18 protein-coding genes and 1 pseudogene are annotated in these 23,405 nt (G+C 73.1%); 2 read left to right on the forward strand and 17 right to left on the reverse strand.

What is annotated here, in order from left to right; genetic code table 11:
* Positions 1–26 precede the first annotated feature (26 nt).
* The 3 genes and pseudogenes from FHX39_RS13145 to secA form a co-directional block, all read right to left on the reverse strand.
* The gene (locus FHX39_RS13145; RefSeq protein ID WP_183339083.1) at positions 27–1,298 is read right to left on the reverse strand and encodes a chymotrypsin family serine protease; all 1,272 of its coding nucleotides are present in this window, start codon (positions 1,296–1,298) and stop codon (positions 27–29) included.
* A gap of 93 nt (positions 1,299–1,391) precedes the next feature.
* Positions 1,392–1,790: an SEC-C metal-binding domain-containing protein gene (locus FHX39_RS22445; RefSeq protein WP_408631501.1), complete on the reverse strand. Its 399-nt coding sequence runs from the start codon at positions 1,788–1,790 to the stop codon at positions 1,392–1,394.
* Between the two features lie 51 nt (positions 1,791–1,841).
* Positions 1,842–4,307: pseudogene (gene secA / locus FHX39_RS13150) on the reverse strand (preprotein translocase subunit SecA); the annotation flags it as partial.
* Between the two features lie 142 nt (positions 4,308–4,449).
* Here secA and FHX39_RS13155 point away from each other — a divergent pair.
* Both FHX39_RS13155 and FHX39_RS13160 read left to right on the forward strand, forming a co-directional pair.
* Entirely contained in the window at positions 4,450–5,319 is an 870-nt protein-coding gene (locus FHX39_RS13155) for an alpha/beta fold hydrolase (RefSeq protein ID WP_183339087.1), read from the forward strand.
* A 30-nt stretch (positions 5,320–5,349) separates the two neighbouring features.
* A complete protein-coding gene (locus tag FHX39_RS13160) occupies positions 5,350–6,135 on the forward strand; it encodes an alpha/beta hydrolase (protein ID WP_183339089.1) in 786 nt (261 codons plus the stop codon).
* Positions 6,136–6,138: 3 nt separating this feature from the next.
* On the opposite strand, the gene FHX39_RS13165 is transcribed toward FHX39_RS13160, so the two are convergent.
* The 14 genes from FHX39_RS13165 to mtrB all read right to left on the reverse strand — a co-directional run bounded on the left by FHX39_RS13165 (position 6,139) and on the right by mtrB (position 23,380).
* Positions 6,139–6,948, reverse strand: a complete 810-nt coding sequence (locus FHX39_RS13165; protein WP_332836821.1) for an HpcH/HpaI aldolase/citrate lyase family protein — start codon at positions 6,946–6,948, stop codon at positions 6,139–6,141.
* A gap of 11 nt (positions 6,949–6,959) precedes the next feature.
* Complete coding sequence (locus FHX39_RS13170; RefSeq protein ID WP_183339093.1) at positions 6,960–8,150, reverse strand: CaiB/BaiF CoA transferase family protein; 1,191 nt, start codon at positions 8,148–8,150, stop codon at positions 6,960–6,962.
* Complete coding sequence (locus tag FHX39_RS13175; RefSeq protein WP_232530628.1) at positions 8,147–10,162, reverse strand: SUMF1/EgtB/PvdO family nonheme iron enzyme; 2,016 nt, start codon at positions 10,160–10,162, stop codon at positions 8,147–8,149. The genes FHX39_RS13170 and FHX39_RS13175 overlap by 4 nt, the downstream gene beginning before the upstream one ends.
* Positions 10,159–11,517 carry an ADP-ribosylglycohydrolase family protein gene (locus FHX39_RS13180; RefSeq protein ID WP_183339095.1) on the reverse strand — a complete coding sequence of 453 codons (1,359 nt, stop codon included), beginning with the start codon at positions 11,515–11,517 and terminating at the stop codon, positions 10,159–10,161. The genes FHX39_RS13175 and FHX39_RS13180 overlap by 4 nt, the downstream gene beginning before the upstream one ends.
* On the reverse strand, positions 11,508–12,668 hold the full coding sequence (locus FHX39_RS13185) for an ADP-ribosylglycohydrolase family protein (protein ID WP_183339097.1): 1,161 nt from the start codon (positions 12,666–12,668) through the stop codon (positions 11,508–11,510). The genes FHX39_RS13180 and FHX39_RS13185 overlap by 10 nt, the downstream gene beginning before the upstream one ends.
* Before the next feature lie 62 nt (positions 12,669–12,730).
* On the reverse strand, positions 12,731–14,014 hold the full coding sequence (locus tag FHX39_RS13190; RefSeq protein ID WP_183339099.1) for an ABC transporter substrate-binding protein: 1,284 nt from the start codon (positions 14,012–14,014) through the stop codon (positions 12,731–12,733).
* A 67-nt stretch (positions 14,015–14,081) separates the two neighbouring features.
* Positions 14,082–14,924: a carbohydrate ABC transporter permease gene (locus FHX39_RS13195; protein ID WP_183339101.1), complete on the reverse strand. Its 843-nt coding sequence runs from the start codon at positions 14,922–14,924 to the stop codon at positions 14,082–14,084.
* The gene (locus tag FHX39_RS13200; RefSeq protein WP_183339103.1) at positions 14,924–15,880 is read right to left on the reverse strand and encodes a carbohydrate ABC transporter permease; all 957 of its coding nucleotides are present in this window, start codon (positions 15,878–15,880) and stop codon (positions 14,924–14,926) included. Before FHX39_RS13200 ends, FHX39_RS13195 begins: the two co-directional genes overlap by 1 nt.
* Positions 15,877–16,884, reverse strand: coding sequence for a LacI family DNA-binding transcriptional regulator (locus FHX39_RS13205; RefSeq protein ID WP_332836822.1), 1,008 nt, complete (start codon positions 16,882–16,884; stop codon positions 15,877–15,879). The genes FHX39_RS13200 and FHX39_RS13205 overlap by 4 nt, the downstream gene beginning before the upstream one ends.
* 97 nt (positions 16,885–16,981) lie before the next feature.
* The gene (locus FHX39_RS13210) at positions 16,982–18,202 is read right to left on the reverse strand and encodes a winged helix-turn-helix domain-containing protein (RefSeq protein ID WP_332836823.1); all 1,221 of its coding nucleotides are present in this window, start codon (positions 18,200–18,202) and stop codon (positions 16,982–16,984) included.
* Positions 18,203–18,233: 31 nt separating this feature from the next.
* Positions 18,234–18,881: a ribosome hibernation-promoting factor, HPF/YfiA family gene (gene hpf, locus FHX39_RS13215; RefSeq protein WP_183339107.1), complete on the reverse strand. Its 648-nt coding sequence runs from the start codon at positions 18,879–18,881 to the stop codon at positions 18,234–18,236.
* Between the two features lie 166 nt (positions 18,882–19,047).
* Complete coding sequence (locus FHX39_RS13220; RefSeq protein ID WP_183339109.1) at positions 19,048–19,869, reverse strand: ComF family protein; 822 nt, start codon at positions 19,867–19,869, stop codon at positions 19,048–19,050.
* A gap of 104 nt (positions 19,870–19,973) precedes the next feature.
* A complete protein-coding gene (locus FHX39_RS13225) occupies positions 19,974–21,746 on the reverse strand; it encodes a GerMN domain-containing protein (protein WP_183339111.1) in 1,773 nt (590 codons plus the stop codon).
* On the reverse strand, positions 21,743–23,380 hold the full coding sequence (gene mtrB / locus FHX39_RS13230; protein WP_183341408.1) for an MtrAB system histidine kinase MtrB: 1,638 nt from the start codon (positions 23,378–23,380) through the stop codon (positions 21,743–21,745). Before mtrB ends, FHX39_RS13225 begins: the two co-directional genes overlap by 4 nt.
* Between the last annotated feature and the right edge of the window lie 25 nt (positions 23,381–23,405).

Raw genomic sequence — 23,405 nt, forward strand, 5'->3', positions numbered from 1 at the left:
ACACCCGGACGGGCCGGCGCGACCGATCAGGTCTCGGGGTCGAGCTCCAGGCCCAGGGTCCGGAAGATGTCGACCGCCTCGGGCCAGTCGACGCGGCGCTGGTCGTCGGTCCCGTCCGCCCCGCCCGACGACACCTGCCCGCGCAGCTGGCGCGTCCCGTGCGGCTGCACCGCGAAGACCGTCCCGCCGCTGTCCCCGTTCACCGAGCCCCACCCGTGCACGTCCTCGCCCTCGACCCCGCGCACGGTGTGGCCGCCCTCGCGGAAGTACAGGTCGTCGATCGTCACCTCGATGCCGCACGGCGTCGGGTGGCCGTCGGCCGCGGAGCGCGCCCCCGAGTGGCAGACGTCGTCGCCGCGGTAGGAGTAGGCGACGCTGGTCAGCGGCTTCCAGCCCGAGGTGTCGCTCTCGTCGGCGGCGTCGTCCGCCCCGTCGAGCACCTCGGCGTCGTACGCCGTGCTCCGCCTCGTCACCGTGCCGACGTAGCGACCGGTCCGCCCGTTGCGGTAGGCCCAGGTCCTGCCCGCGGCGGTGTAGACGCGATCGCCGCTTCCGAAGCAGTGGTTCGCGGTGACCATGACCGGGTGCCGGTCCTTCTTCCGCACGGCCGGCAGACCGGCCGTGCAGTAGTGGTGGTCGCCGTCGCTCGTCAGCACGTCACCGCCGATGAAGGGCGCGGAGTCGTGCCACTTCACCGCGTCCCAGTCGTGGGCCACGCGGGGGCTGCCGGCGACGAACGTCACCGGGACGCGCACCCGGGTCCCGTCGCGGCTCGCCACCTCGAGGTCGGGTGCCGACTCCCGGGACGCCGCCACGGGGTCGCGCACCTCCACGCGGACACCGGAGGCGTCCGGCGCCGGGTAGGAGGCGTAGAGCGCGTACGGCTCCGGGGACTCGACGGCCTGGCGGCTCGCGGCGTCGAGGACGGTCAGCGCGTACGCCGCACGGTGGACGACGACCTGGTTCGCGGCCAGGTCCGGGTCGTGGAGACGCGCGGCGGCCAGCACACCGGCGGCGGCGCCCGGGTCGGTCAGGTAGAGGTCGGTCCGACCAGTGGACGCGTCCAGGGCCACTCCCGCGTACACGTCGCGGTCCTGGCTCCGCCCGACGGCGTCGAGCGCCGCGGCCGCAGCCCGCAGCGGGGCGAGCAGAACGGCCTGCGCGTCCGGGTCCAGGGCGGCCACCTCGGCCGCGCTGAGCAGGGACGGCGCGGGCGCGAGGGCGGGCGGCGCCCCGACGGGCGCGGGACCGGTCAGCAGAGCGACGACGAGGGCGAGCACACGGCAGCGCACGATCACCGCTGCAGGCCACCACACGAACCTGTGCCGAGGGCGCGGCACGCCGCAGCGTGCCGCGCCCTCCGCACGGGTCGAGCCAGGGTCAGGACGAGGTCAGGACCCCGAGCGCCCGTGGCACATCTTGAACTTCTTGCCTGACCCGCAGGGGCAGGGCGCGTTCCGGCCGACGCCCGCGTACGGGTCGTCGATGGTCGCGGCGTCGGCCGTGGCCTCGCCGGACTCGTCGGGGGACGTGTAGGTCAGCCGGCGGCGGGCCTGCGGCTCCAGACCCTTGGCCCGGATCTGCGGCCGTGAGCCCGCGGGCTCGAGCTCGGGCTCGTCGACCTCCTCGACCTCGGTCACCTCGACCCCGGGGCCGTCCGGGTCGGGACCCGTCTCGACCAGGTGGCGGTGCCCGTTGGACCCGTCGCCGTCGGTCTCGTCCGCGTCGACCGCGCTCGTCCCGTTGCCGTTCGACCCGTTGCCGTTCGACCCGCGCGAGCCGATCTGCATCGCCCGGCCGTCCGCACCGGCGACGACGCCCACCTTCGGCGTCGACGGCTCTACCTCGACGTCCAGGTGGAAGACGAAGCCGACGACCTCCTCCATGAACGCCTCCATCATGGAGTTGAACATGTCGCCGCCCTCGCGCTGGTACTCCACCAGCGGGTCGCGCTGCGCCATCGCGCGCAGGCCGATGCCCTCGCGCAGGTAGTCCATCTCGTAGAGGTGCTCGCGCCACTTGCGGTCCAGGACGGTGAGCAGCACCCGCCGCTCGACCTCCCGCATGACCTCGGAGCCCAGCTCGGCCTCACGGGCGTCGTACGCACGCTCGGCGTCGGCCTTGAAGTCCGCGATCAGCGTCGCCTGGTCCAGGTCGTCGTCGTCCTCGTAGGTCGCCCGGTCCAGCCCGACCGGGTAGAGCGTGTTCATGCTGGTCCACAGCTGCTCGAGGTCCCAGTCCTCGGCGAAGCCGGCGGTCGCCCCGACGACGTACTGCTCGACCACGGTGTCCACCGTGGTGCGGAGCCGGTCGGAGATGTCCGCGCCCTCGAGCACCTTGCGGCGGTCGCCGTAGACGGCGTGACGCTGACGGTTCATCACGTCGTCGTACTTGAGGATGTTCTTGCGGGTCTCGAAGTTCTGCGACTCGACCTGCGCCTGGGCGCTGGCGATCGACGAGCTGACCCGCTTGTTCTCGATCGGCTGGTCGTCGGGGATGTTCAGCGCGTTGAGCACCCACTCGACGATGTCGGACTTGAACAGCCGCATCAGGTCGTCGCCGAGCGAGAGGTAGAAGCGGCTCTCCCCAGGGTCGCCCTGACGGCCGGAACGACCGCGGAGCTGGTTGTCGATGCGGCGCGACTCGTGTCGCTCGGAGCCGACGACGTAGAGACCGCCGGCCTCGACGACCTCCTCGTGCTCGCCGGTGACCTGCTCCTCGAGGGACTCCAGGACCTTGGGGTAGCGCTCCTCGTACTCCTCGGCGTGCTCGACGGGGTCGATGCCCTGGCCGCGCAGGGAGAAGTCGGCCAGGAACTCGGCGTTGCCGCCGAGGATGATGTCGGTGCCACGGCCGGCCATGTTCGTGGCGACGGTGACGGCGCCCTTCTGCCCGGCGAGCGCGATGATCGAGGCCTCCCGCGCGTGCTGCTTGGCGTTCAGCACCTCGTGCTTGACGCCCTTCTCCTTCAGCAGCTTGGACAGCGTCTCCGACTTGGCGACGGAGGCGGTGCCGATCAGGACCGGCTGGCCCTTCTCGTGCCGCTCGGCGACGTCCTCGACGATGGCCTCGAACTTGGCCAGCTCGGTGCGGTAGATCAGGTCGCGCTGGTCGGCGCGCACCATCGGCATGTTCGTGGGGATCGGGACGACACCCAGGCCGTAGATCTTCTGGAACTCGGACGCCTCGGTGAGGGCGGTGCCCGTCATGCCCGAGAGCTTCTCGTACATGCGGAAGTAGTTCTGCAGCGTGATGGTGGCGAGGGTCTGGTACTCCTCGCGGATCTGCACCTTCTCCTTGGCCTCGATCGCCTGGTGCAGGCCCTCGTTGTAGCGACGGCCGACCAGCGAACGACCCGTGTGCTCGTCGACGATGAGGATCTCGCCGTCCATATTCACGTAGTCGCGGTCGAGCTTGAAGAGCTCCTTGGCCTTGATCGCGTTGTTCAGGTAGGAGATCAGCGGCGTGTTCGCCGACTCGTAGAGGTTGTCGATGCCCAGGCGGTCCTCCACCTGGTCGATGCCGGCCTCGAGGATCGCGACGGTGCGCTTCTTCTCGTCGACCTCGTAGTGCACGTCCTTCTGGAGCCGGTTGACCATGCTCGCGAAGGTCGGGTACCAGCGCTGGCTGTCCTCGGCCGGGCCGGAGATGATCAGCGGCGTGCGCGCCTCGTCGATGAGGATCGAGTCGACCTCGTCGACCACGGCGAAGTGGTGCTCGCGCTGGACGCAGTCCTCGATGCTCAGGGCCATGTTGTCGCGCAGGTAGTCGAACCCGAACTCGTTGTTCGTGCCGTACGTGATGTCGCACGCGTACGCGACCCGCCGCTCGGCCGGGGTCATCTGCGACAGGATCGCGCCGACGTCCATCCCGAGGAAGTGGTGGATGCGGCCCATCTGCTCGGACTGGAACTTGGCCAGGTAGTCGTTCACCGTGACCACGTGGACGCCGCGTCCGGTGATGGCGTTCAGGTACGACGGGAGCGTGGCGACGAGTGTCTTGCCCTCACCGGTCTTCATCTCGGCGATGTTCCCGAGGTGCAGCGCGGCCCCACCCATGAGCTGGACGTCGAAGTGCCGCTTGCCCAGGACGCGCTTGCTGGCCTCGCGCACCGTGGCGAACGCCTCGGGCAGCAGCTGCTCGAGCGTCTCGCCGTTCTCGTGCCGCTGCTTGAAGTCGGCCGTCTGACCCTGGAGCTCGTCGTCGCTCATCGCGACGAAGTCCTCCTCGATGGAGTTGACCTGGTTGGCCATCCCCTTGAGCTGCTTGAGGATCTTGCCCTCGCCGAAGCGGAGCATCCTGTCCATCAACGCCACGAGATCCGGGCTCCCTACTAGGTCGTGCCACTGGGCGCCGGGACTCCGTGCCGCGACGCCCGTCCATCGTAGGCCAGCCCTCGGGACGTAGGCCTCGTCTCGCGGGAGCGTCGCCCCGGAGCAGGATGACCTCGTGCCTCTCCTCCGTACGCCTGACGGCCGCTCGCTCGACGTCTCCGTCAGCGGTCCCGAGGGGGCCGTGCCACTCCTCTTCCACCACGGGACGCCCGGATCCCGGATCGCGACCCGTGCGCTGGAGCGCGCCTCGGCCGCCCGGTCGCTGCGCCTGGTGACGTGGTCGCGGCCGGGCTACGGCGGCTCCACCCGGCGGCCCGGACGACGCGTCGTCGACGCCGCGGACGACGTCGCGGTGGTGCTGGACCACCTAGGCGCCGACCGAAGCGTGGTGGCGGGGTGGTCGGGCGGCGGCCCGCACGCGCTGGCGACGGCGGCCCACCTGCCCGGCCGGGTCGCCGGGGTGCTCTGCATCGCGGGCGCCGCCCCGAGCACCGTCGACGGCTTCGACTTCCTCGCCGGGATGGGCGAGCAGAACCTGGAGGAGTTCGCCGCGGCGCGGGCGGGCGAGACGGAGCTGCGGACGTACCTCGAGCGCGACGCGGAAGGCCTCCGCACCGTGCAGGCCGGGGGGATCGTCGCCGAGATGGCGAGCCTGCTGCCGCCGGTCGACCGGGCCGTGCTGACCGACGAGTACGGCGAGGACCTCGCGGCAGCTCTGCGCGAGTCCGTCCGGACCGGGGTTGACGGGTGGCTGGACGACGACCTCGCGCTGACCCGGCCCTGGGGCTTCGACGTCAGCGAGGTCGCGGTGCCCGCGTTCGTCTGGCAGGGCGAGGAGGACCTCATGGTCCCGTTCGCCCACGGCCGCTGGCTGGCGGACCACCTGCCCCGCGCCGTCGCTCACCTGCTGCCCGGAGAGGGCCACCTCTCCGTCGCGCTCGGCTCGCTCGACCCGATGCTCGACGAGCTGGTCGGCACGCTCTGACTCCGCGAGGTCGCGGCGCAGAATCGACCCATGGCCCTGCTGCGCGTCGACTTCTTCTCCGAGGCCCTGAGCCTGAGCACCTCGATGAACGTGATCCTGCCCCAGCGCACGACCTCGCAGGTCGGGCTGGCGGGCGCGGCGTCGGACACGCCTCCCCCGGTGCTCTACCTGCTGCACGGCATGAGCGACGACGCGACGACCTGGGTGCGCCGGACGTCGATCGAGCGGTACGTCGCTCCGCTCGGCCTGGCCGTCGTGATGCCTCAGGTGCACCGCAGCTACTACACCGACGAGGTGTACGGCGGTCGGTACTGGACGTTCCTGTCCGAAGAGCTGCCGGCGCTGGTGCACGACTTCTTCCGCTTCTCTGAACGCCGCGAGGACACCTTTGTGGCCGGGCTGTCGATGGGCGGCTACGGCGCGCTCAAGTGGGCGCTGCGCGAGCCGCACCGCTTCGCCGCCGCGGCCAGCCTCTCCGGCGCCCTCGACATCGCCGGACGCACGACCCGGCGCGAGCGGCCGGAGGACCCGCGGATGACCGCCCGCCTCTTCGGCGACGGACCGGTCGCGGGCACGGACGCCGACCTGCTCCACCTGGTGGCCGAGGCCGACCCGGACGCGCTGCCGGCGCTGCGCGCCTGGTGCGGGACCGAGGACGGGCTGCTGGAGGACAACCGCCGGTTCGCCGCGGCCTGCACGGCCGCCGACCTGCCGGTCGAGCTGGTCGAGGGCCCCGGCGACCACGACTGGGCCTACTGGGACGCCCGCATCGTCGACGTCCTCGCCTGGCTGCCGCTGAGGAACCCGGCCGGCTGAGCGTCAGCCCGCGAGGGCGAGGACCGCACGGGCCTCGGCGCCCATGGCCGCGTCGACCATCCGGCCGTCGGGCAGCCGGACAGCGCCGGCGGCACCGGCCAGCGCCTGGACCACCTGCCGGGCGTCGGCGACCTCCTCCGCCGTCGGCGTGAAGGCCTCGCGGATGACCGGGACCTGGCGCGGGTGGATCGCCGCCCGCCCGCGCAGGCCCAGCGCCGCGCCGTGCCGGCAGGAGGCCCGCAGCCCCTCGTCGTCGTCCAGGTGCGGGTGCACGGCCATCGCCGGTGCCGACAGCCCGGCGGCGCGGGCGGCCACCACGGAACGCACCCGGAGCCAGTCCAGCGCGACCTCGGCGGTCACGCCGAGCTCGGCCCGCAGGTCGGCCTCGCCGAGTGCGATCCCCGAGACGGCGGGGTGGCTCGCGACGGCGTACGCCCGCTCGACGCCGAGCGCCGACTCCAGCAGGCAGGTGAGCTCCCAGGGCTCGCCGGAAGAGTCGCCGAGACGTTCCAGGACCCGGTCGACGTCGTCCGGACCCTCGACCTTGGGCAGCCGCAGCGCGGGTCGGCTGCGAGCCTGAGCGAGCATCGCCAGGTCGGCCTCGTGCCACGGGGACCCCGCGCCGTTGGGGCGTACGGCGACCCGTCCGGGCACGGAGCCGGCCAGCAGCTCGGCCACCGCGTGCCGACCCAGCTCCTTGTGCCCCGGTGCCACGGCGTCCTCCAGGTCGAGGATGACCTGGTCGGCGCCGGTGGCGAAGGCCTTGGCGAAGCGTTCGGGCCGGTCGCCGGGCACGTAGAGAGCGACGAGCACGGGCGCCGACCTCACACGACCCCCTGCTCGCGCAGCGCGGCGACCGCGGCCTCGTCGTAGCCGTACCGGGCGAGCACCGCGTCCGTGTCGGCCCCGTGCGGTCGCGCTGTCCACCGCACCGAGCCCGGCGTCTCGGACAGCCGGAACAGCACGTTCTGCATCTGCAGCGGGCCGAGGACCGGGTCAGGCACGGTCAGGACGGTGCCGCGGGCCTGGACCTGCGGGTCGGCGACGATGCCGCGGACGTCGTAGATCGGGGCGACCGCGGCCTGGGCCTCCGTGAACGCGGCGAGCACCTCGACGGTGGTCCGCACGGCGATCCAGGAGCCGACCGCCTCGTCCAGCTCGTCGGCGTGCGCGGCCCGGCCGGCCCCGCTGGCGAACCACGGCTCGTCCAGGTGCTCGGGGTGGCCGACGAGCCGCATCACCCGCTCGGCGATGGACTGCGAGCTGGTGGAAACGGCGACCCAGTTGTCGTCGGCGGTGCGGTAGCAGTTGCGCGGGGCGTTGTTCACGGAACGGTTGCCGTGACGTTCCTGGACGAGCCCGAGCTGGTCGTAGATCGTGAGCTGGCCGCCGAGCATGGCCAGGATGGGCTCGAGGATCGCGAGGTCGATCACCTGGCCCTGGCCGGTCCGGTCCCGGCCGCGCAGTGCGGCGAGGACGGCGAACGCCGTGGCCAGCGAGGCGATGCCGTCGGCCAGCCCGAACGGCGGCAGGGTCGGCGGGCCGCCCTCCTCGCCGGTGACGGCGGCGAAGCCGCTCATGGCCTCGGCCAGGGAGCCGAACCCGGGGCGGGGGGCGTACGGGCCGGTCTGGCCGAACGCGGTCACCCGTGCGACCACGAGCCCGGGGTTGAGGGCGAGCAGGTCGGCCGGGGCGAGGCCCCAGCGCTCGAGGGTGCCGGGGCGGAAGTTCTCCACCAGCACGTCGGCGTCGGCCACGAGCCGGCGCAGCACGTCGGCGCCGGTCGGTGACGACAGGTCGAGGGTGATGCTCTCCTTGTTGCGACCGATGGTGGCGTACCAGAGGCCGACACCATCCTTGCTCGGACCGTGCCCACGGGCCCCGTCCGGGCGCCGTGGGTGCTCGACCTTGATCACCTCCGCGCCGAAGTCGCCCAGCTGGGTCGCGGCCAGCGGCCCGGCGAACAGCGTCGCGACGTCGACGACCTTGAGCCCCTCGAGCGGTCCTGCGTTCACTGGTGATCATCTCCCGAAGTCTGCTGATCGTGGTCGAGGTCCCAGGCCAGCCGGAAGCCGATCATGCTCGACCGGGCCAGGCCGAGGCCGGGGAGCAGCAGCTTGGCCGACACCTCGGGCGGCTGCGGGCCGCCGTCGAAGTACCACTCCGAGCCCTGCGCCAGGTACGCGCTGCCGCCCTTGAGCTGGACGTAGCGGGTCCGGCCGTCGCTGTGCTCGCTCTCGGTCCAGCTCCACACCCGCCCGTGCCGCCAACCCGGCCCGCCACGCTGCGCAGCGAGCTGCCACTCGTCCTCGGTGGGCAGCCGGGCGCCGGCCCAGCGGGCGTACGCGCGGGCGTCGTCGAGGTCGACGAAGGTGACGGGCGCGTCGGGGTCGGGCGCGGGACCCGCGAGGAAGCGGTTCGTCTCGCGCGGTCGCCAGCCAGACGCGGCGAGGAACCGGTCGAAGTCGAGCCAGGTGACCTCGGTCGGCGCCACGGCGACCGGGTGGTCGAGGTCGACGGTCCGCTCGAGGGTGCGCAGGTCGTGGAGGCGCGGGGGCAGGGGCTTCCACTCCTCGACGAACGGGGCCTCGTCGTAGAGCCCGGTCTCCCGCATGCGGTAGCGGACCGTGAGGTGGTGCCGACCGGCGGCGACCACGACGGCGTCGGCCGCCGGCGCGCCGCGGCTCGGCTCGGGCACGACCCGGACCGACGTGCGGACCGGGAAGGTCGCGTCACCCTCCTCGGGCGCCTCCGCCAGGGCCTCGGCGAGGGGTGCGAGCCACGCGGGCTCGGCGACGCCCGGTGCGAGGGTGACGAGAGCGCCGATCCCGGACGGCTCAGGAGCTCCGGTGGTGAGCGCGACCCGGTCGGGGTGGTCCGTCGGCAGCAGCGGACCGTCGTACGCGGCTGTCCCGCGATGGGTCAGCCCCCACAGCGTGACGCCGTCGGCGGACCAGGCCGAGGCGGCCACGCCGGCGGCCGTCGCGTCGGGGTGGAGGTCGGCGAGCGGCGTCCACTCCCCTGTGGCCTGCAGGTCGCCGCAGCCGCGCTGGACGGCGAGCAGCCGGCGCAGGGTGGCGGCGTCACGGGGGTTCCAGCCGACCCAGGCGCCGAAGACGACCTCCCAGACCATCAGGCCGCACCCGTTGAGGAACGCCGACGACAGCTCCTCGGCGTGGTCGCGGTTCCACCGGCGGACGTGGTGCTGCAGGTGGCGCCGTTCCACGTAGTGGGTGCGGATCACGCCGGGGACCGGCGAGTCGGCGAACCATTGCGCCCAGGACAGCCGGTGCTCGCCGAGCCGGGCCAGCGGCAGCGTCGACTCGCTCTCCAGCGCGATCCCGGGGCGGGCGGCCTCGAGTGCGGCCACCAGGGCGGGGTCGCCCTCCTTGAGGGTGTCGAGGAACACGCCGTCCGCGCCCAGCTCGCGGACGACGGACGTCAGCTCGTCACCGTCGTCCCCGCCGCGCCGGGTGCCGGTGTCCCAGGGGTTGTAGTCGACGAACACGGCGACGCCGGCGTCGTGCAGGGCGTCGACGAGGTCGCGCAGGCCCGGCACGTCGCGGTAGTAGTCCCACTGGTTGCGGTCGTCGATCCCGATGACCGGGTACGCGTGCCAGAGCACCACGCCGTCGAAGCCGCCCAGCCGCTCCCTCGCGTCGGCCAGCAGCCGCTCCGGGGTGAAGCGCCCGGCGGCGGCGTCGTAGAGCAGCTCGTCCCACAGCCAGACCTGGGCGACGGCGAAGCACCGCTGCGCCCACCGACCCTCCGGCGCGTCGTACGCCGCGGTCGAGAAGCCCTGCCGGGCGGACGCCCCGGACCGCCACTCCTCCAGCACGGCCCGCCACCGGGGCCGATCGGCGGGGTCGTCAGGTGCGGCGAGGATCTTGGCCGCGTCCATCGCGGCCCAGTCCGGCGCGTCGAGGTCGACCACGGTCGGACGGTCCAGGGGGCGCGGGACGAGCGGGTCCATGCCGCGCTCCCCCACGACGAAGGTGGCGGTCCCGGTCGTCGCAGCGGTCCTCATGCGGCAACCCCCGCGAGTGCCAGCGTCCGGCGGACCAGGTCGGTGACCTGCTGCTCCCCGCCGGGCAGGCTGGTGGCGATGCGGCCGTCCAGGGGCCCCGTCCAGGCGTCGGGCAGCCGGTCGGCGCCGAGGAGCCCGCCCAGCACCGATCCGACGGTGGCGCCGGTGGAGTCCGTGTCCCATCCCGTCATCACCGCGAGACCGACCCCGCTGGTGAAGTCGCCGTCCGACGCAGCGAGCGCGCAGGCAATCGTCGCCGCGTTGTTCAGCACGTGCACCCAGTGCAGGTGGCCGTAGCGCGCGTGCAGGGCGTCGAGGCGCTGGTCGAGAGGCAGCGCACGCCGGCCGAACCGGGTGCCGAAGGCGATCGCCTCGGCGAGCTCCGAGCGGGGCGGCACGACTGCGGCCGCCCGCTCCAGCACCTCCTCGACGTCGTCCGCGACCAGGCTGGCCGAGGCCAGCGCGGCCGCCCACAGCTCGCCGTAGACGCCGTTGCGGGTGTGGCTGAGCACCGCGTCGGGCCAGGCGAGCCGGGCGGCGGTGTACGGGTCCCCGGGCCGGGCCCAGCCGAAGACGTCGCCCCGGATGAGGGCGCCGATCCACTCCCGGAAGGGGTTGCGCCGGCTCGGGACCTCGTCCAGCGGCAGGGCCAGCAGCAGGTTGCGGTAGGCGGCGCGCTCGGCGGTGAAGACCCGACCGGCGGGCAGGTCGGCGAGCCAGGCCGTGGCCACGTCCTCGGTGGTCGGGGCGCCGTGCCGCTCGAGCAGGGCGAGGTCGAGGAGCGGGTAGTTGAGGTCGTCGTCCTCGGGCATCCCGTCGATGTTCTCCACGAGGCTCGTGGGCGCGGAGCGACGGTTCCAGGGCCAGGCCGCGGCTGTCGCGGCACTCAGACCGACCGCGGTGAAGTAGCCCCGCACCGGCCAGTTGCCGGTCTCCTCGGCGATCGCCCGGATCCCCGCCCTCGGGATCTTCTCCACCGGCTTCCCGAGCAGGCAGCCCGCGGACCGGCCGAGCCAGGCCCCGGCGACGCGGTCGGCCAGGTCGGTCCCGGGCCGCCGGACGGCGGGACCGCCGTCCCAGCCCGCCTCGACCCCCGCGAGGGACGCCGGGTGGTCCGGGTCGTCGGCGCGCGGCAGCTCGTCGAGCTCGTCGAGGAGCCGGCCCGCCAGCCGGCGCAGGTCGGAGCCCGCGCCGACCGCGGCCGCCCCGCTGACCGGGGGCTCGACCGAACCACCGCCCGCCTCGAGCCAGCGCCGTCCTACGGCGTCCACCGCCAGGGCGTCGACGCCTTCGACACGGGCCTGCACCAGCTCGTGCAGCAGCAGGTCCTCGGGCTGGGCCCAGGTCAGCCGCACAGCGCGGCCACCCGCCGACGGTGCTGGTCCGCCTCGTCGAGGTCGGACGCGATGATCTCGGCCGCGGCACCGGACAGCGCCTCGGCCACCTGCCGCAGGTCGATCCGGCTGGCCTGCTCGACGTCGCGCACCCATTCGGTCGGCACCGCCTCCGGACCGCCGAGACCGGCGCAGACCGCCCCGGCCATGGTGGCGATGGAGTCGGCGTCGCGGCCGTAGTTCACGGCGCCGAGCACGGCCGCCCGGTAGTCGCCCCCGGCGGCCAGGCAGAAGCCGAGCGCGACGGGCAGCTCCTCGATCGACTTCGTCCGGCTGGGCAGGCGGGCGTCCATGGCCGGCTTGCGGTAGTCGTCGCCGACCGTGTCGTACGGCCGGATCGCCGCCCGCAGCGTGTCCCGGACGGTCTCGTCGTCGGCGCCGGGCGCGAGCCCGCGAACCGCCTCGACCACGGCGACCAGCGCCGCCCGGGTGCCGTCGTGCGCCACGTCGAGGGCCGCGGCCACCACGTCCTCGACGTCGGCGCCCGGGGTCAGCGCGGCGGCGACGGCAGCGGCGAACACCCCGGCCGCCTCTCGGCCGTAGCTGGACTGGTGGGCCCCGGCCAGGTCGATGGCCTCGGCGTACGCGGCCCGTGGGCTCGTCGCGTTGACCACGCCGACGGGCGCCATGTACATGGCGGCGCCGCAGTTCACGATGTTGCCGACCCCGGCCTCGCGCGGGTCGACGTGGCCGTAGTGCAACCGCGCCACCAGCCACTTCTCGGCCAGGAACACCCGCTGCAGGATCAGAGCCTCGGACTCCAGCTCGGGGATCCAGACCTGCTCCCCGATCAGCAGCGGCACGAGGTCGCTCGCCATCGCGTACGCGTCGAGGTGCTGACGCCGCGCCGCGTACACCTGGACCAGCGCGTGCGTCATCAAGGTGTCGTCCGTGATGTGCCCGTCGCCCTTGTGGTACGGCGCGATGGGGCGGGCGTGGCGCCAGTCCTCGTAGAAGGGTCCGACGACCCCGGTGACGGGGCCGCCGTGCCGGGTCTGGATCTGCTCGACCGTCCAGCCCTCGGTGGCACCGCCCAGCGCGTCGCCCACCGCGGCGCCGGCGAGCACCGCCCAGACGCGGGCCTCGAGCGTGCCCGTCTCAGGCGTGTCCATCTGCTTCTCCTCTGACTGTCGTTCTCAGGTGGTGCCGGGTCCGGCGGCGTGCGGCCGCCGCGTCACCGGTTGACGGTGGTCCAGCCGTCGGCGAGCGCCTTCTGCAGACCGGCCGCGTCGGTCTTGCCGGCGAGGAACTGCTGGAAGGCCGGCGTGGCGATCTGGTCCTTCCACTGCGGGTAGTTGTCGACGCTCTGGAAGGGCGCCTTCTGCAGCGCGTCGCCGGAGGCCACGATCTGCTCCCAGCCGTCCTTGCCGCCGGTCTTGGTGATGACGGCCTGCTGCGCGTCCTTGGTCGCCGGGTAGAGCGTCTCGCCCTCGGCGATCGAGGCCAGGTTCTGCGCGTTCATGTAGAAGTTGACGAAGCTGGACGCCTCGGCGACGTGCTTGGAGTCCGCCGAGACCGACAGGGTCTGCGGGTTGGCGGCCTGGGCCGCGCCGGTGCTTCCGGCCAGCGCGGGGAGCGCCACCCAGTCGAAGCCCTTCGGCGCGTCGGTGCCGAACGAGCCGGCGGCGTACGAGCCCTGGACGGTCATGGCGAACTTGCCCGCGTACCAGGCGGGCAGCACGTCGCTGCCGGACTGGGTCAGCGTGGCCTTGTCGAGGCTGCCGTCGGCGGCCATCGCCGCGATCCGCTTCGGGACCTCGAGCTCGGGGTCGCCGACCTTGATCGTCGCGTCCTTGCCGGTGCCGTCGAAGTAGGTGCCGCCGAAGCCGAGCGCCAGGTTCATGAAGGAGGCCGTCGGGCTCTTCAGGCCCCAGCCGACGCCCGGCGTGCCGGTCTTGGTCTCGACCTGCCTGGCGAGCGCGGCGAACTGGTCCCAGGTCATGGTCGGACCGGTCGGCACCGTCACGCCAGCGTCGTCGAGCAGCTTCTTGTTGGCGAACACGAGGTACGACTGCAGCACGGTCGGCGCGGCGATCACCTTGCCGTCGACCGTCACGGCGTCGAGCACGCCGGGACTGATCGAGGCCTTCACCGTCGGGTCCATCGTGCCGCCGAGGTCGGCGAGGTAGCCGCCCTGCGCGAAGCCCGTCATGTCGGCGGACTCGTCGTGGATGATGTCCGGCGCGGTCCCGCCGGCGAACTGCGTGACGAGCTGGTCGTGGACGTTGTCCCAGCTCCCCTGCACCAGGTCGACCTTGACGTCCGGGTTGGCCGCGTTGAAGTCGTCGACGATCTTCTGCGTCGCCGTCTGCGTCCCGGGCAGGAAGGCCAACGACTGGAACTTGAGGGTGACGGGGCCGGAGTCGGTCGAGCTGCCGGACCCTCCGCCACCACAGGCGGCGAGGGAGGCGGCCAGGACCGTGGTCAGGCCCGCGGCGGCGATGCGGCGGAGGTTCATGGTTCTTCCTTCGGGTGGACGGGTGGGACGGCTGGAGCGGGACTGCGCGGTGGTGCGGGTGTGCGGGTCAGCCCTTGACGGCGCCGGACAGCAGCCCGCCGGTGAGACGGCGCTGCAGGATGGCGAAGAAGACGAGGCTGGGGATCGAGGCCAGGACGGCGCCGGCGGCCAGCGGACCGAGGCGGACCTGGCCCTCCGCGCCGACGAACAGGGCGAGCGAGCGGGACAGGGTGAAGTTGTCGGGGCTCTGCAGCAGGACCAGGGCGAAGAAGAACTCGTTCCAGGCCGAGACGAAGGTGAACATCGCGGTCGCCACCGTGCCCGGCACGAGCAGCGGGAACACGACGGTGCGCAGCATGGTGAGGCGGCTGGCCCCGTCCATCGCCGCGGCCTCCTCCAGCGAGACCGGGATGGCCGCCACGAAGCCCTGCAGCATCCACAGCGCGAACGGCAGGCAGAACGTGACGTAGACGAGCGTGAGTCCGACCAGGGAGTCGTTGAGGTTGATCGTCCGCAGGATGAGGAACAGCGGGATGATGATCAGGATCACCGGGAAGACCTGGCTGACCAGGACGTAGCCCGTGCCGATCAGCCGCAGCCGACCACGGAACCGGGCCATGGCGTACGCCGCCGGCAGCGCGATCACGGTCACGACCAGCGTCGTGGTGAGCGAGACGATCGCGGTGTTGGCCGTCGCCCGCACGATGCCCTGGCTGGCCAGCGCCTCGGAGAAGTTCGACCAGGCGAGCGACCGCGGGAAGATCCAGACGTCCAGCGAGGCCAGCTGCTGGGTCGACTTCAGCGACGCCATCAGCAGGTAGAAGAGCGGGAAGCCGAGGAAGACCATGTAGGCGGCGAGCCCGACGTACTGGGCGCCACGTGTCGCCGGGCGGGTGCGGGTGAGGGCCATCAGTCTTCTCGCTCCGTCCGGAACTGGGTCCAGAGGTAGAACATGAGCAGCACCACCACGACCAGCACCATGACGTTGCCCATGGCGGCGGCGTACGCGATGTCGCGGTACTTGAACGCCTCGTTGTAGGCGAAGAGCATCGGCAGCATCGTCTGACCACCCGGTCCGCCCTCGGTCAGGACGTAGACCAGGCCGAACGAGTTGAAGTTCCAGATGAAGTTGAGCGAGGTGATCGAGGTGATCACCGGTCGTAGCGCCGGCAGGGTGACGTGGACGAAGGAGGACCAGGTGCTGGCCCCGTCCATCTCCGCGGCCTCGACGAGCTCGTCGGGGATCTGCTGCAGCCCGGCGAGCAGGGTGATCGAGGTCTGCGGCATCCCGACCCACACGCCGACGATGATCGCGGCCGGGAGCGCCGTGCCGAAGCTGCCCAGCCAGTCCAGCGCGAAGCCGGGGTCGAACAGGCGGATGGCGCCGTTGATCGGTCCCGAGTTGGGGTTGTAGAGCATCTTCCACATGATCGCCACGACGACCGGCGGCATCGCCCACGGGATGAGGGCCAGCAACCGGGTGACGCCCTGGAAGCGGAGGTTGGCGTTCAGCAGGAGCGCCAGCCCGAGGCCGGCGGCCAGCTGCAGCAGCGTGACGCTGAAGGCCCAGATCATGCCGATCTTGAACGACTCGAGGAACAGCGCATCGCCGAAGAGCTTGCGGAACTGCCCCAGGCCGGTGAACGCGTTGCTCGAGTTCCGCGACAGCGTGGCGTCGGTGAAGGCCAGGTAGACCCCGTTCAGCAACGGCGCCACGCTGAAGATCAGGATCGGGATCAGCGAGGGGATGACCAGCGCGGCCACCTCCTTGCGCCGGGCGACGACCATCCGCGACGTCCGGCGGGGCGCCGCCGGCGCGGACGGCGCCAGCGGCACCGGCGGCGGCGTCTGGGTGACGGTGGTCATGACGGGCTCCCTGCGGTGGACGAGCGGACGACGAGCGCGGGCTCCACGACGACGCTCTGCGTCGGACGGTCGGGGTCGCGGAGCCGGGCCAGCAGGAGCTCGGCGGCGTGCCGGCCGCGTGCGGCGGCGCCGAGGTCCACGCTGGTCAGGGTGGGCAGCAGCTGGGCGGCGAGCGCGGAGTCGTCCATGCCCACCACGGCGAGGTCGCCCGGGATCTGCAGGCCGCGTTCGGCGGCGGCGTGGTACGTCCCGGCCGCGATCAGGTCGTTGGCGGCCACGACGGCGTCCAGAGGCGTCCCCGTACGGGTGGTGCGGTCGAGCAGGTCACGGGCCGCGTCGAGACCGGCCGCGAAGGTGAAGTCGGACGCGACGACTCCGAGCTCGGCGAGCCCGAGGCGCTCGCAGACCGCGGTGAACGCCCGGCCGCGGACCCGGCCCGGGGTCGTGTCCTCCGGCCCGTTGACGAAGCCGATCCGCCGTCGGCCGGTGTCCAGCAGGTGCTCGACGGCGAGCTCGACGCCGGCGGCGGAGTTGGCGCGCACGTTGTCGAAGCCCTCCGGGTGCGGGAGCAGACCCACCACCACCACCGGCACGCGCAGGCGGCCGAGCTCGGCGAGCAGCTCGGCGTCGACCCGCAGGGGGCTGATGACGAGGCCGTCGACGTAGCCGCTGGCGAGGCTGCGCAGCAGGGCCACCTCGGTCTCGACCGTCGAGCCGACCGAGGAGATGAGCACCCGGTAGCTCGCGTCGCGCACCGCGTCCTCGACGGCGCGCATCATCTCGACGTAGACGTGGTTGCCGACATCGGCGACCCCGAAGGCCAGCTGACCCGTGGCCCCCCGCTTGAGACCCCGCGCCCGGGCGTCGGGGACGTACTCCAGCTCGAGGGCCGCGGCGGTCACGAGCTCGACCGTGCGAGGGCTGGCCGACTCGCCGTTCAGGGCGCGGGAGGCTGACGCGATCGAGACCCCGGCGCGCCGGGCGACCTCCAACAACGTCGACACCCTCAGCCCCCTTGCTGGTCCGACCCTCGTTGTAAACGTTTACAACGCGGTGTCACCACTGAACCCGGCGGGGCCCGGAAAGTCAAGGAGCTCGAGGTCAGGACACGCGGACCGCGGCCTCGAGGGCGGCGGCGAGGTCTCCTCGCGGGAGCACCTCGACGTCCGAGAGCCCCTGCCAGGCGGCCATGGACGCGAGCTCGGCCGCCAGCTCGGCGGCGACCTCCCACGGGTCCACGCCGTCCTCGACCCAGGCCGAGAGGACGCGCAGCACCCCGTTGGCCCGGTCGGCCTTGAGGTCGACGCGGGCCACGAACCGGTCGCCGAGCAGGAACGGGTAGACGTAGTAGCCGTACACCCGGCGCGGACCCGGCACGTAGATCTCGATGCGGTAGGTGAAGCCGAAGAGCGCCTCCAGCCGGGCGCGCTCGAAGACCATCGAGTCGAAGGGGCTCAGCAGCGCGCGGGCGTGGACCCGCCGCGGCAACCGCGCCTCGTGCCACAGGTACCAGGGGCGGGTCTGGTCGCCCACGGTCACGGTCAGCAGCTCACCGGACTCGACCAGCTCGGCCACGGCCTGCTGCGTGGCACCCGGACGGGTACGGAAGTAGTCGCGCAGGGCCGGCTCTGTCGCCACGCCCAGCGCGACCGCCGCACGGCGGACCAGTCCGCGGACCGACTCCTCCGGGGATGGTGTCGGTCGGGCCCGGACCGCGGCGGGCAGGACCCGGTCGGGGATGTCGTACACCCGCTCGAACTGCGAGTTCCGTCGCGCCGAGCTCACCTCCCCGACGTAGAACAGCCACTCGAGGACGGTCTTGACCGCGGACCAGTTCCAGCCCCAGTGGTCGCGCTCGCGCGCGTCCTGGCCGTGCTCGACCTCGAGCTGGCGGGCGCTGAGCGGGCCGCGTTCCGCGATCTCGCGGCGGACGAGGTCGACCAGCGCCGGGTTGGCCCTGGCCACCGCGTCGACACCGCCCCAGGCGTGCGCCCCCTCCCGCATGCGGAAGCGCAGGAGCGGCTCGAGGTCGACGTCGAGCAGGCTCGCGGCGTGGCCCCAGTACTCGAACAGCCGGCGGGGCGCGGAGAACGCGGCCCGCTCGAGCAGCGCGGGGTCGTACGGACCCAGCCGCGAGAAGGTGGGGACGAAGTGCGCCCGGGTGACGACGTTGATCGAGTCGATCTGGAGCTGGCCGAGCCGGTGGGTCAGCGAGACGAGGTCGCGCATCCCCACCGGCCGGGTCGGCGCCGGCCGCCCGAAACCCTGGGCGGCCAGCGCGACGCGTCGCGCCTGGGCCGGCGTCAGTCGTTCAGGAGACACCCGTCGCACGCTAGCGGGCGCCTCCGACAGGTCAGCCGACCGCGGCCACCGCGGCGGCCGCGGAGTCGGTGGTCTCGAGCCGGATGACGCCGTAGTCGTAGCCGTGGCGCCGGTAGACGACGCTCGGCAGCGCATGCTCGGCGTCCACGAAGAGGAAGAAGTCGTGGCCCACGAGCTCCATCTCGAGCAGCGCCTGGTCGAGGGTCATGGGACCCGCCGCGTGCGTCTTCTCGCGCACCACGAGCGGTCCGTCGCCCTGCACCTGCATGCCGGCCACCACGCGGGTGTCGGTCTCGTCCTCGGACGCGGCGGGCGTGGCGGCACCGAGGTCGGGCGGGGTGGCGACCCGGAGCGACTGGGGTGCGTGCTGGCCGCGGTGGACCTTCTTGCGGTCGGCCGCCTTGCGCAGCTGGGCCATGATGCGGTCCAGCGCCATGTCGAAGGCCGCGACCTTGTCGGTGCTGGCCGCCTCGGCCCGGACCACCGGGCCCTTGCTGCGGAGGGTGATCTCGACGCACAGCGCCTGGTCGTGCTGGCGCCTGTTGGGCTCCTCGGTCACCTCGACCTCGACCCGGATCACCCGGTCGTCGAGCTTCTCGAGCCGAGCAAGCTTTTCCTCGACCAGCGCGCGGAACTCGTCGGCGACCGAGCAGTGCCGGCTCTTCACGACAACATCCATCAGATCTCGCCTTTCCTCGGGGTCACGGACCGGCGGCGGCTCGGGCGGACCCGCAGGAGCGCGGGCCGGCCACGGTGCCGGACGCCACGAAGCCCCCGCCTACCTGGTCGAACGGACCGCGAGGTCCGTTCCGTTCCGAGGTGAGCAGGGGCGCCATGAAGTGACGTTAGACCCCCCTCCACGATCCCGGCCGACCGGGGCGAAAGCTTCCGGAGCCGACCTCGGCGTACGCCCGCGGGGGTGCGCGACGCTGGGTTGCCGCCACCGTCGCGGCCCCGAGCACCGGCTGCCCCGCCACCCGCAGGGCCCGGGCGGCCTCGGTCAGGCTGGCCCCGCTGGTCACGACGTCGTCGACCACCACGACCACCGCAGGCGGGGTCGAACGGGTCGCCGACCGCGTCGGGTGCGCCGCGGACCAGGGGTGACCGCGCGCCAGGCGGAACGCGCCGGCGAGGTTCGCGAGCCGCTCGTGGGCCCCCAGCCCGCTCTGGTCGGCCACGCGCCGCGTCGGTCTCAGCAGCGCCGTGGCGGACGCCTGCGGCAGCCGACGCGCCGCCGCCCGGGCCAGCGCGAGGCCGGCGTCGAAGCCCCGCTCCCGCACCGCCCGTCGGGCCGACGGCACCGGGACCAGGAGCACCCGTCCGCCCGCCGCGTCGGGCACCCCGGCCTCCGCGAGCAGCGCCAGCACGGCGAGGGCCAGCCGCTCCCCCAGGACCCGGGTGAGACCCAACGCGGAACGTTCCTTGTGCGCGCTCACGAGGCCGCGGGCCAGGGCGTCGTACTCCCCCGCCGTCCACGTCCGCGGGAAGCCGGGCGGGCAGGGGTCCGGCTGGGTCGGGCGGACCGCCGAGGCGGTCAGGTCGGCCCGGCACTCCTCGCACAGCGTCCAGGCGGGACCGCCGCAGCCGTGGCAGCTGGCGCCGAGGAGCAGGTCTCCGGCGGCGGCCCGGCACCGGGCGGCGAGCGGGACGAGAGGAGCGGTGGTCACGACGGGAGTGTGGTCACCGCGACCCGTGAACGGCCGTCGCCGGTCTGGGCGGTGGACGTCGAGAGCGGTGCGGGGGACGTCCTGTGGACGACCGGCACGCCGGGTCAGCCGGGGTAGGCCACCGCGTCGACGTCGCCGATGAACTGCACCCACGTGGTGCCCTGGTCGCGCCACGTCTGCCCGTTGCTGCTGCGGACGATGGCGGACTGGGTTCGGAGCGAGACGGCCAGCTGGACCGGGTTCCAGGAGAGCGCCTCGCCCTGGTCGGTGATCGTGGACGCGTCCTCGCTGACCGCGTACGGCGCCGCCACGTCCGCGCCCTTGGCCACCCCCAGCACGAGCAGGTGGGTGGAGTCGAGCCAGCCGACGTCCTTCAGCCGGGTCAGCTGCGGCGCCTCGGGCTGCCTGGTGTCGAGCTCGCGCACCCCCTCGATGTCGACCCGGTCGCCGCGGTTGACCCGGCCGACGAGAAGGCGGGACCCGGAACCGTCGCGCTCGAGGAAGGCGACCCGGACCCCGTCGGGCGAGAAGCGGAAGGCCGTGAGCTGCCGCCCCTCCAGCTCGGGGGCGTTGACCACGCTCTTCTTGCCGTCGACGACGCGCCACAGGCGCTGCCGCCCGTCCTCGCGGCCGAGCGCCCACAGCTCGCCGAACCGGGTGAACTGCGGCCGTACCAGCCCCTCCACCCCGGACAGCACCGTGCGCGCCTGCGAGCCCGCGGCGGCCGTCGGCGTCTGGACGAGCCGTGTGCCGCCGGACGTGACGGCGGCGAGGTCGGTGTCCGTCACCGAGACGGCGAGCGACCTCACGTCGTCGGACCCGAGCTGGCCGGCGAAGTCGCGCAGCTCGCCCGTCCCGGCGTCCACCAGCGCCACCTTGCCCTTGCTCACGACGTAGAGCTGGTTGCCGGCGTTCGGGCTGATCGGGTCGAGCTGGCTGGAGATCGACGTCGTCGGGACGACCAGGGTGGTGGGGTCGCTCTCCGGGACCCGGAAGCCCTGCTGGCTCACGGTGATGGCCACCCCCTGGATGGCCACCGCCTCCTTGAGCGTGTAGACGATCTGCGCGGCCAGCAGCGACCGCTGGGTGTCGGGCAGCGAGAGCACGGTGTCGCTCAACGACACCGAGGCGACGCCGTTGGCGATGGTCACCGAGTCGACGCTGAGCGTGGTCCCCGGGGGGACGGCCGTGGTCACCGACCCGGCCAGCCAGGTCGTGGGCCCGACCAGGAGCTGCTTGACCAGCGCCGAGGCGACGCTGTCCGGGCTGCGGAACTTGGGCAGGTAGATCGGGTCCGGCACGAGCACCGGGCTCTGCACCGCCCCGGCCTGCCCGCCGGGCCGCCCGTTGGCCAGGAAGAACAGGTCGTAGGTCGCGTAGAACTGGTCGAACGCGTAGTCGGCGACCAGGAGCCCGCTCGGCGGGGCGTCGATCCGCCACTCGCCGTCCTGACGCACGAGCGTGAAGGCCTGGTCGAGCGGGACGTCACGAGCGGTGTAGGCCCGGTCCTCCGCCACCGTGCCGATCGTGCGGCCGGTGAGGCGGACCCGGTCCCCGTCGACGGCGGTCGCCCCGCTGTAGACGGTCACGCCGGCCTGGGGCTTCCAGGTCTGGGCGGACTCACGGGTGAGGTAGCGCTTGGCCACGTCGTACGTCGGCTGGTAGTTGGCGTTCGCGCGGAGGAAGCCGTCCACGATCTGCTCCGGGTCGTCGCCCGGCGAGGGCGGGGCGACCTCGACGTTCACGCAGTTCTGGCAGCTCTGCTGCGCCCCCTCGACCCGCTCGATCCGGCCCGCCGTCGGCACGCTGACGCAGCCGGCCAGCAGCATCGTCAGCGCGACGAGCAGCGCGGCCCCGGTCGCGCGTCCGCGGCTCACGATCGGGTCCCGGCTTCGGCCCGGGGGCGGTCGGCCTCCGCGTCATGGTCCGACGACGGCACGGCCAGCAGCGGGAGGTCCCGGGGGGCCATCGGCAGCGGCGAGGTCGCGAGCAACCCGCCGACCCGGCGGGGCACGGTCAGCCGGAACTGGGCGCCGAGGCCCGGCCGGCCCCAGGCGGTGAGCCAGCCGCCGTGGAGGTTCGCGTCCTCCATCGAGATGGCCAGCCCGAGCCCCGTGCCGCCCACGGTCCGGGCCCGGGCGGGGTCGGCCCGCCAGAACCGGAGGAAGACCTGCTTGGCCTGGCTCGCCTCGAAGCCGACGCCGTGGTCGCGGACGGCCACGGCCACCGCGTCCTCGTCGCCGGCGAGGAGCACGTCCACCGGGCGGCCCTCGCTGTGCTCGATCGCGTTGGTCATCAGGTTGCGGAGAATCCGCTCGATCCGCCGCGGGTCGACCTCGGCGGTCGTGTCCCCCGTGGTGTGCACGCGGACCTGGACCCCGTACGCCCGGATGAGCGCCTCCTGCGCGTCCAGCACCCGGTCGACCACGCTGCGCAGGTCGAGGGTCGTCGCGCTGAGCTCGGCCGCCCCGGCGTCGAAGCGGGAGATCTCGAGCAGGTCGTTGAGCAGGGACTCGAAGCGGTCGAGCTCGTTCTGCAGCAGCTCCGCCGACCGCGCGGACACGGGGTCGAAGTCGTCGCGGGCGTCGTGCAGCACCTCGGCGGCCATCCGGACGGTGGTGAGCGGGGTGCGCAGCTCGTGCGAGACGTCGGAGACGAAGCGCTGCTGCACCTGCGAGAGCTCCGAGAGCGTGGTGATCTGCTTCTCCATCTCGGCGGCCATGTCGTTCATGGAGGTGGCCAGCCGGGCCAGGTCGTCCTGACCGCGCACCCGCATCCGGTCGTGCAGGTTGCCCGAGGCGAGGTTCTCGGCGGCGCGACGCGCGTCGCGGACGGGCACGACGACCTGGCGGGCCACGAGCGCGGCGATGAAGGTCAGCATCAGCACGAGCACCGCACCGGTGCTCACGACGGCGTAGCGCAGCACCTCCAGGGTGTTGACCTCCTGCGTGAGCGGGAAGACCAGGAAGATCGCGTAGCGCCCCGTGCCCGGCAGCGTCAGCGCCGACCCGGCGACGAGGCCCGCGACGGAGGGCCGGCCGTCGTCGTACACGACCTCGGTCGGGGTGATCAGGAGGTCGGGGCTGGACTCGACCTGGGTCCGCAGCGCGGGCGGGATGCTGTCCGCGGTCGCGTCGCCCGCCTTGATCGTCTGGCCGCGCGCGGAGATGATCACCTGGTACTGCTCGTCGCCGCCGGACCGCGTGGCGAACCCGCCCGCGAGGTCGTACAGCAGCTTGTCGACGTTCACCTCGCCGGAGAGGTCGGTCGCGTTCAGCTGCGCCTGAGCGGCGTTGATGGCCTGACGTGCCTCGTTCCCCGCGCTCTCCTGCTTGCCCGAGAGCACGCCGAGGGTCGCCTGCTGCATCAGGAGGAACCCGCCGAGCACCAGCACCACGACCGAGGCGATGAAGACCGTCGACGTGACCCGCAAGGGCAACGACCGTGACCACCAGCTCAGGAGCCGTCGCCACCAGCGGGCGGTGGTGACCGGACGCAGGAAGTCGAGCAGCCGCGCGACGTGACGCCCTGCGCCC

Source organism: Microlunatus antarcticus, from assembly GCF_014193425.1.
GTDB lineage: Bacteria > Actinomycetota > Actinomycetes > Propionibacteriales > Propionibacteriaceae > Microlunatus > Microlunatus antarcticus.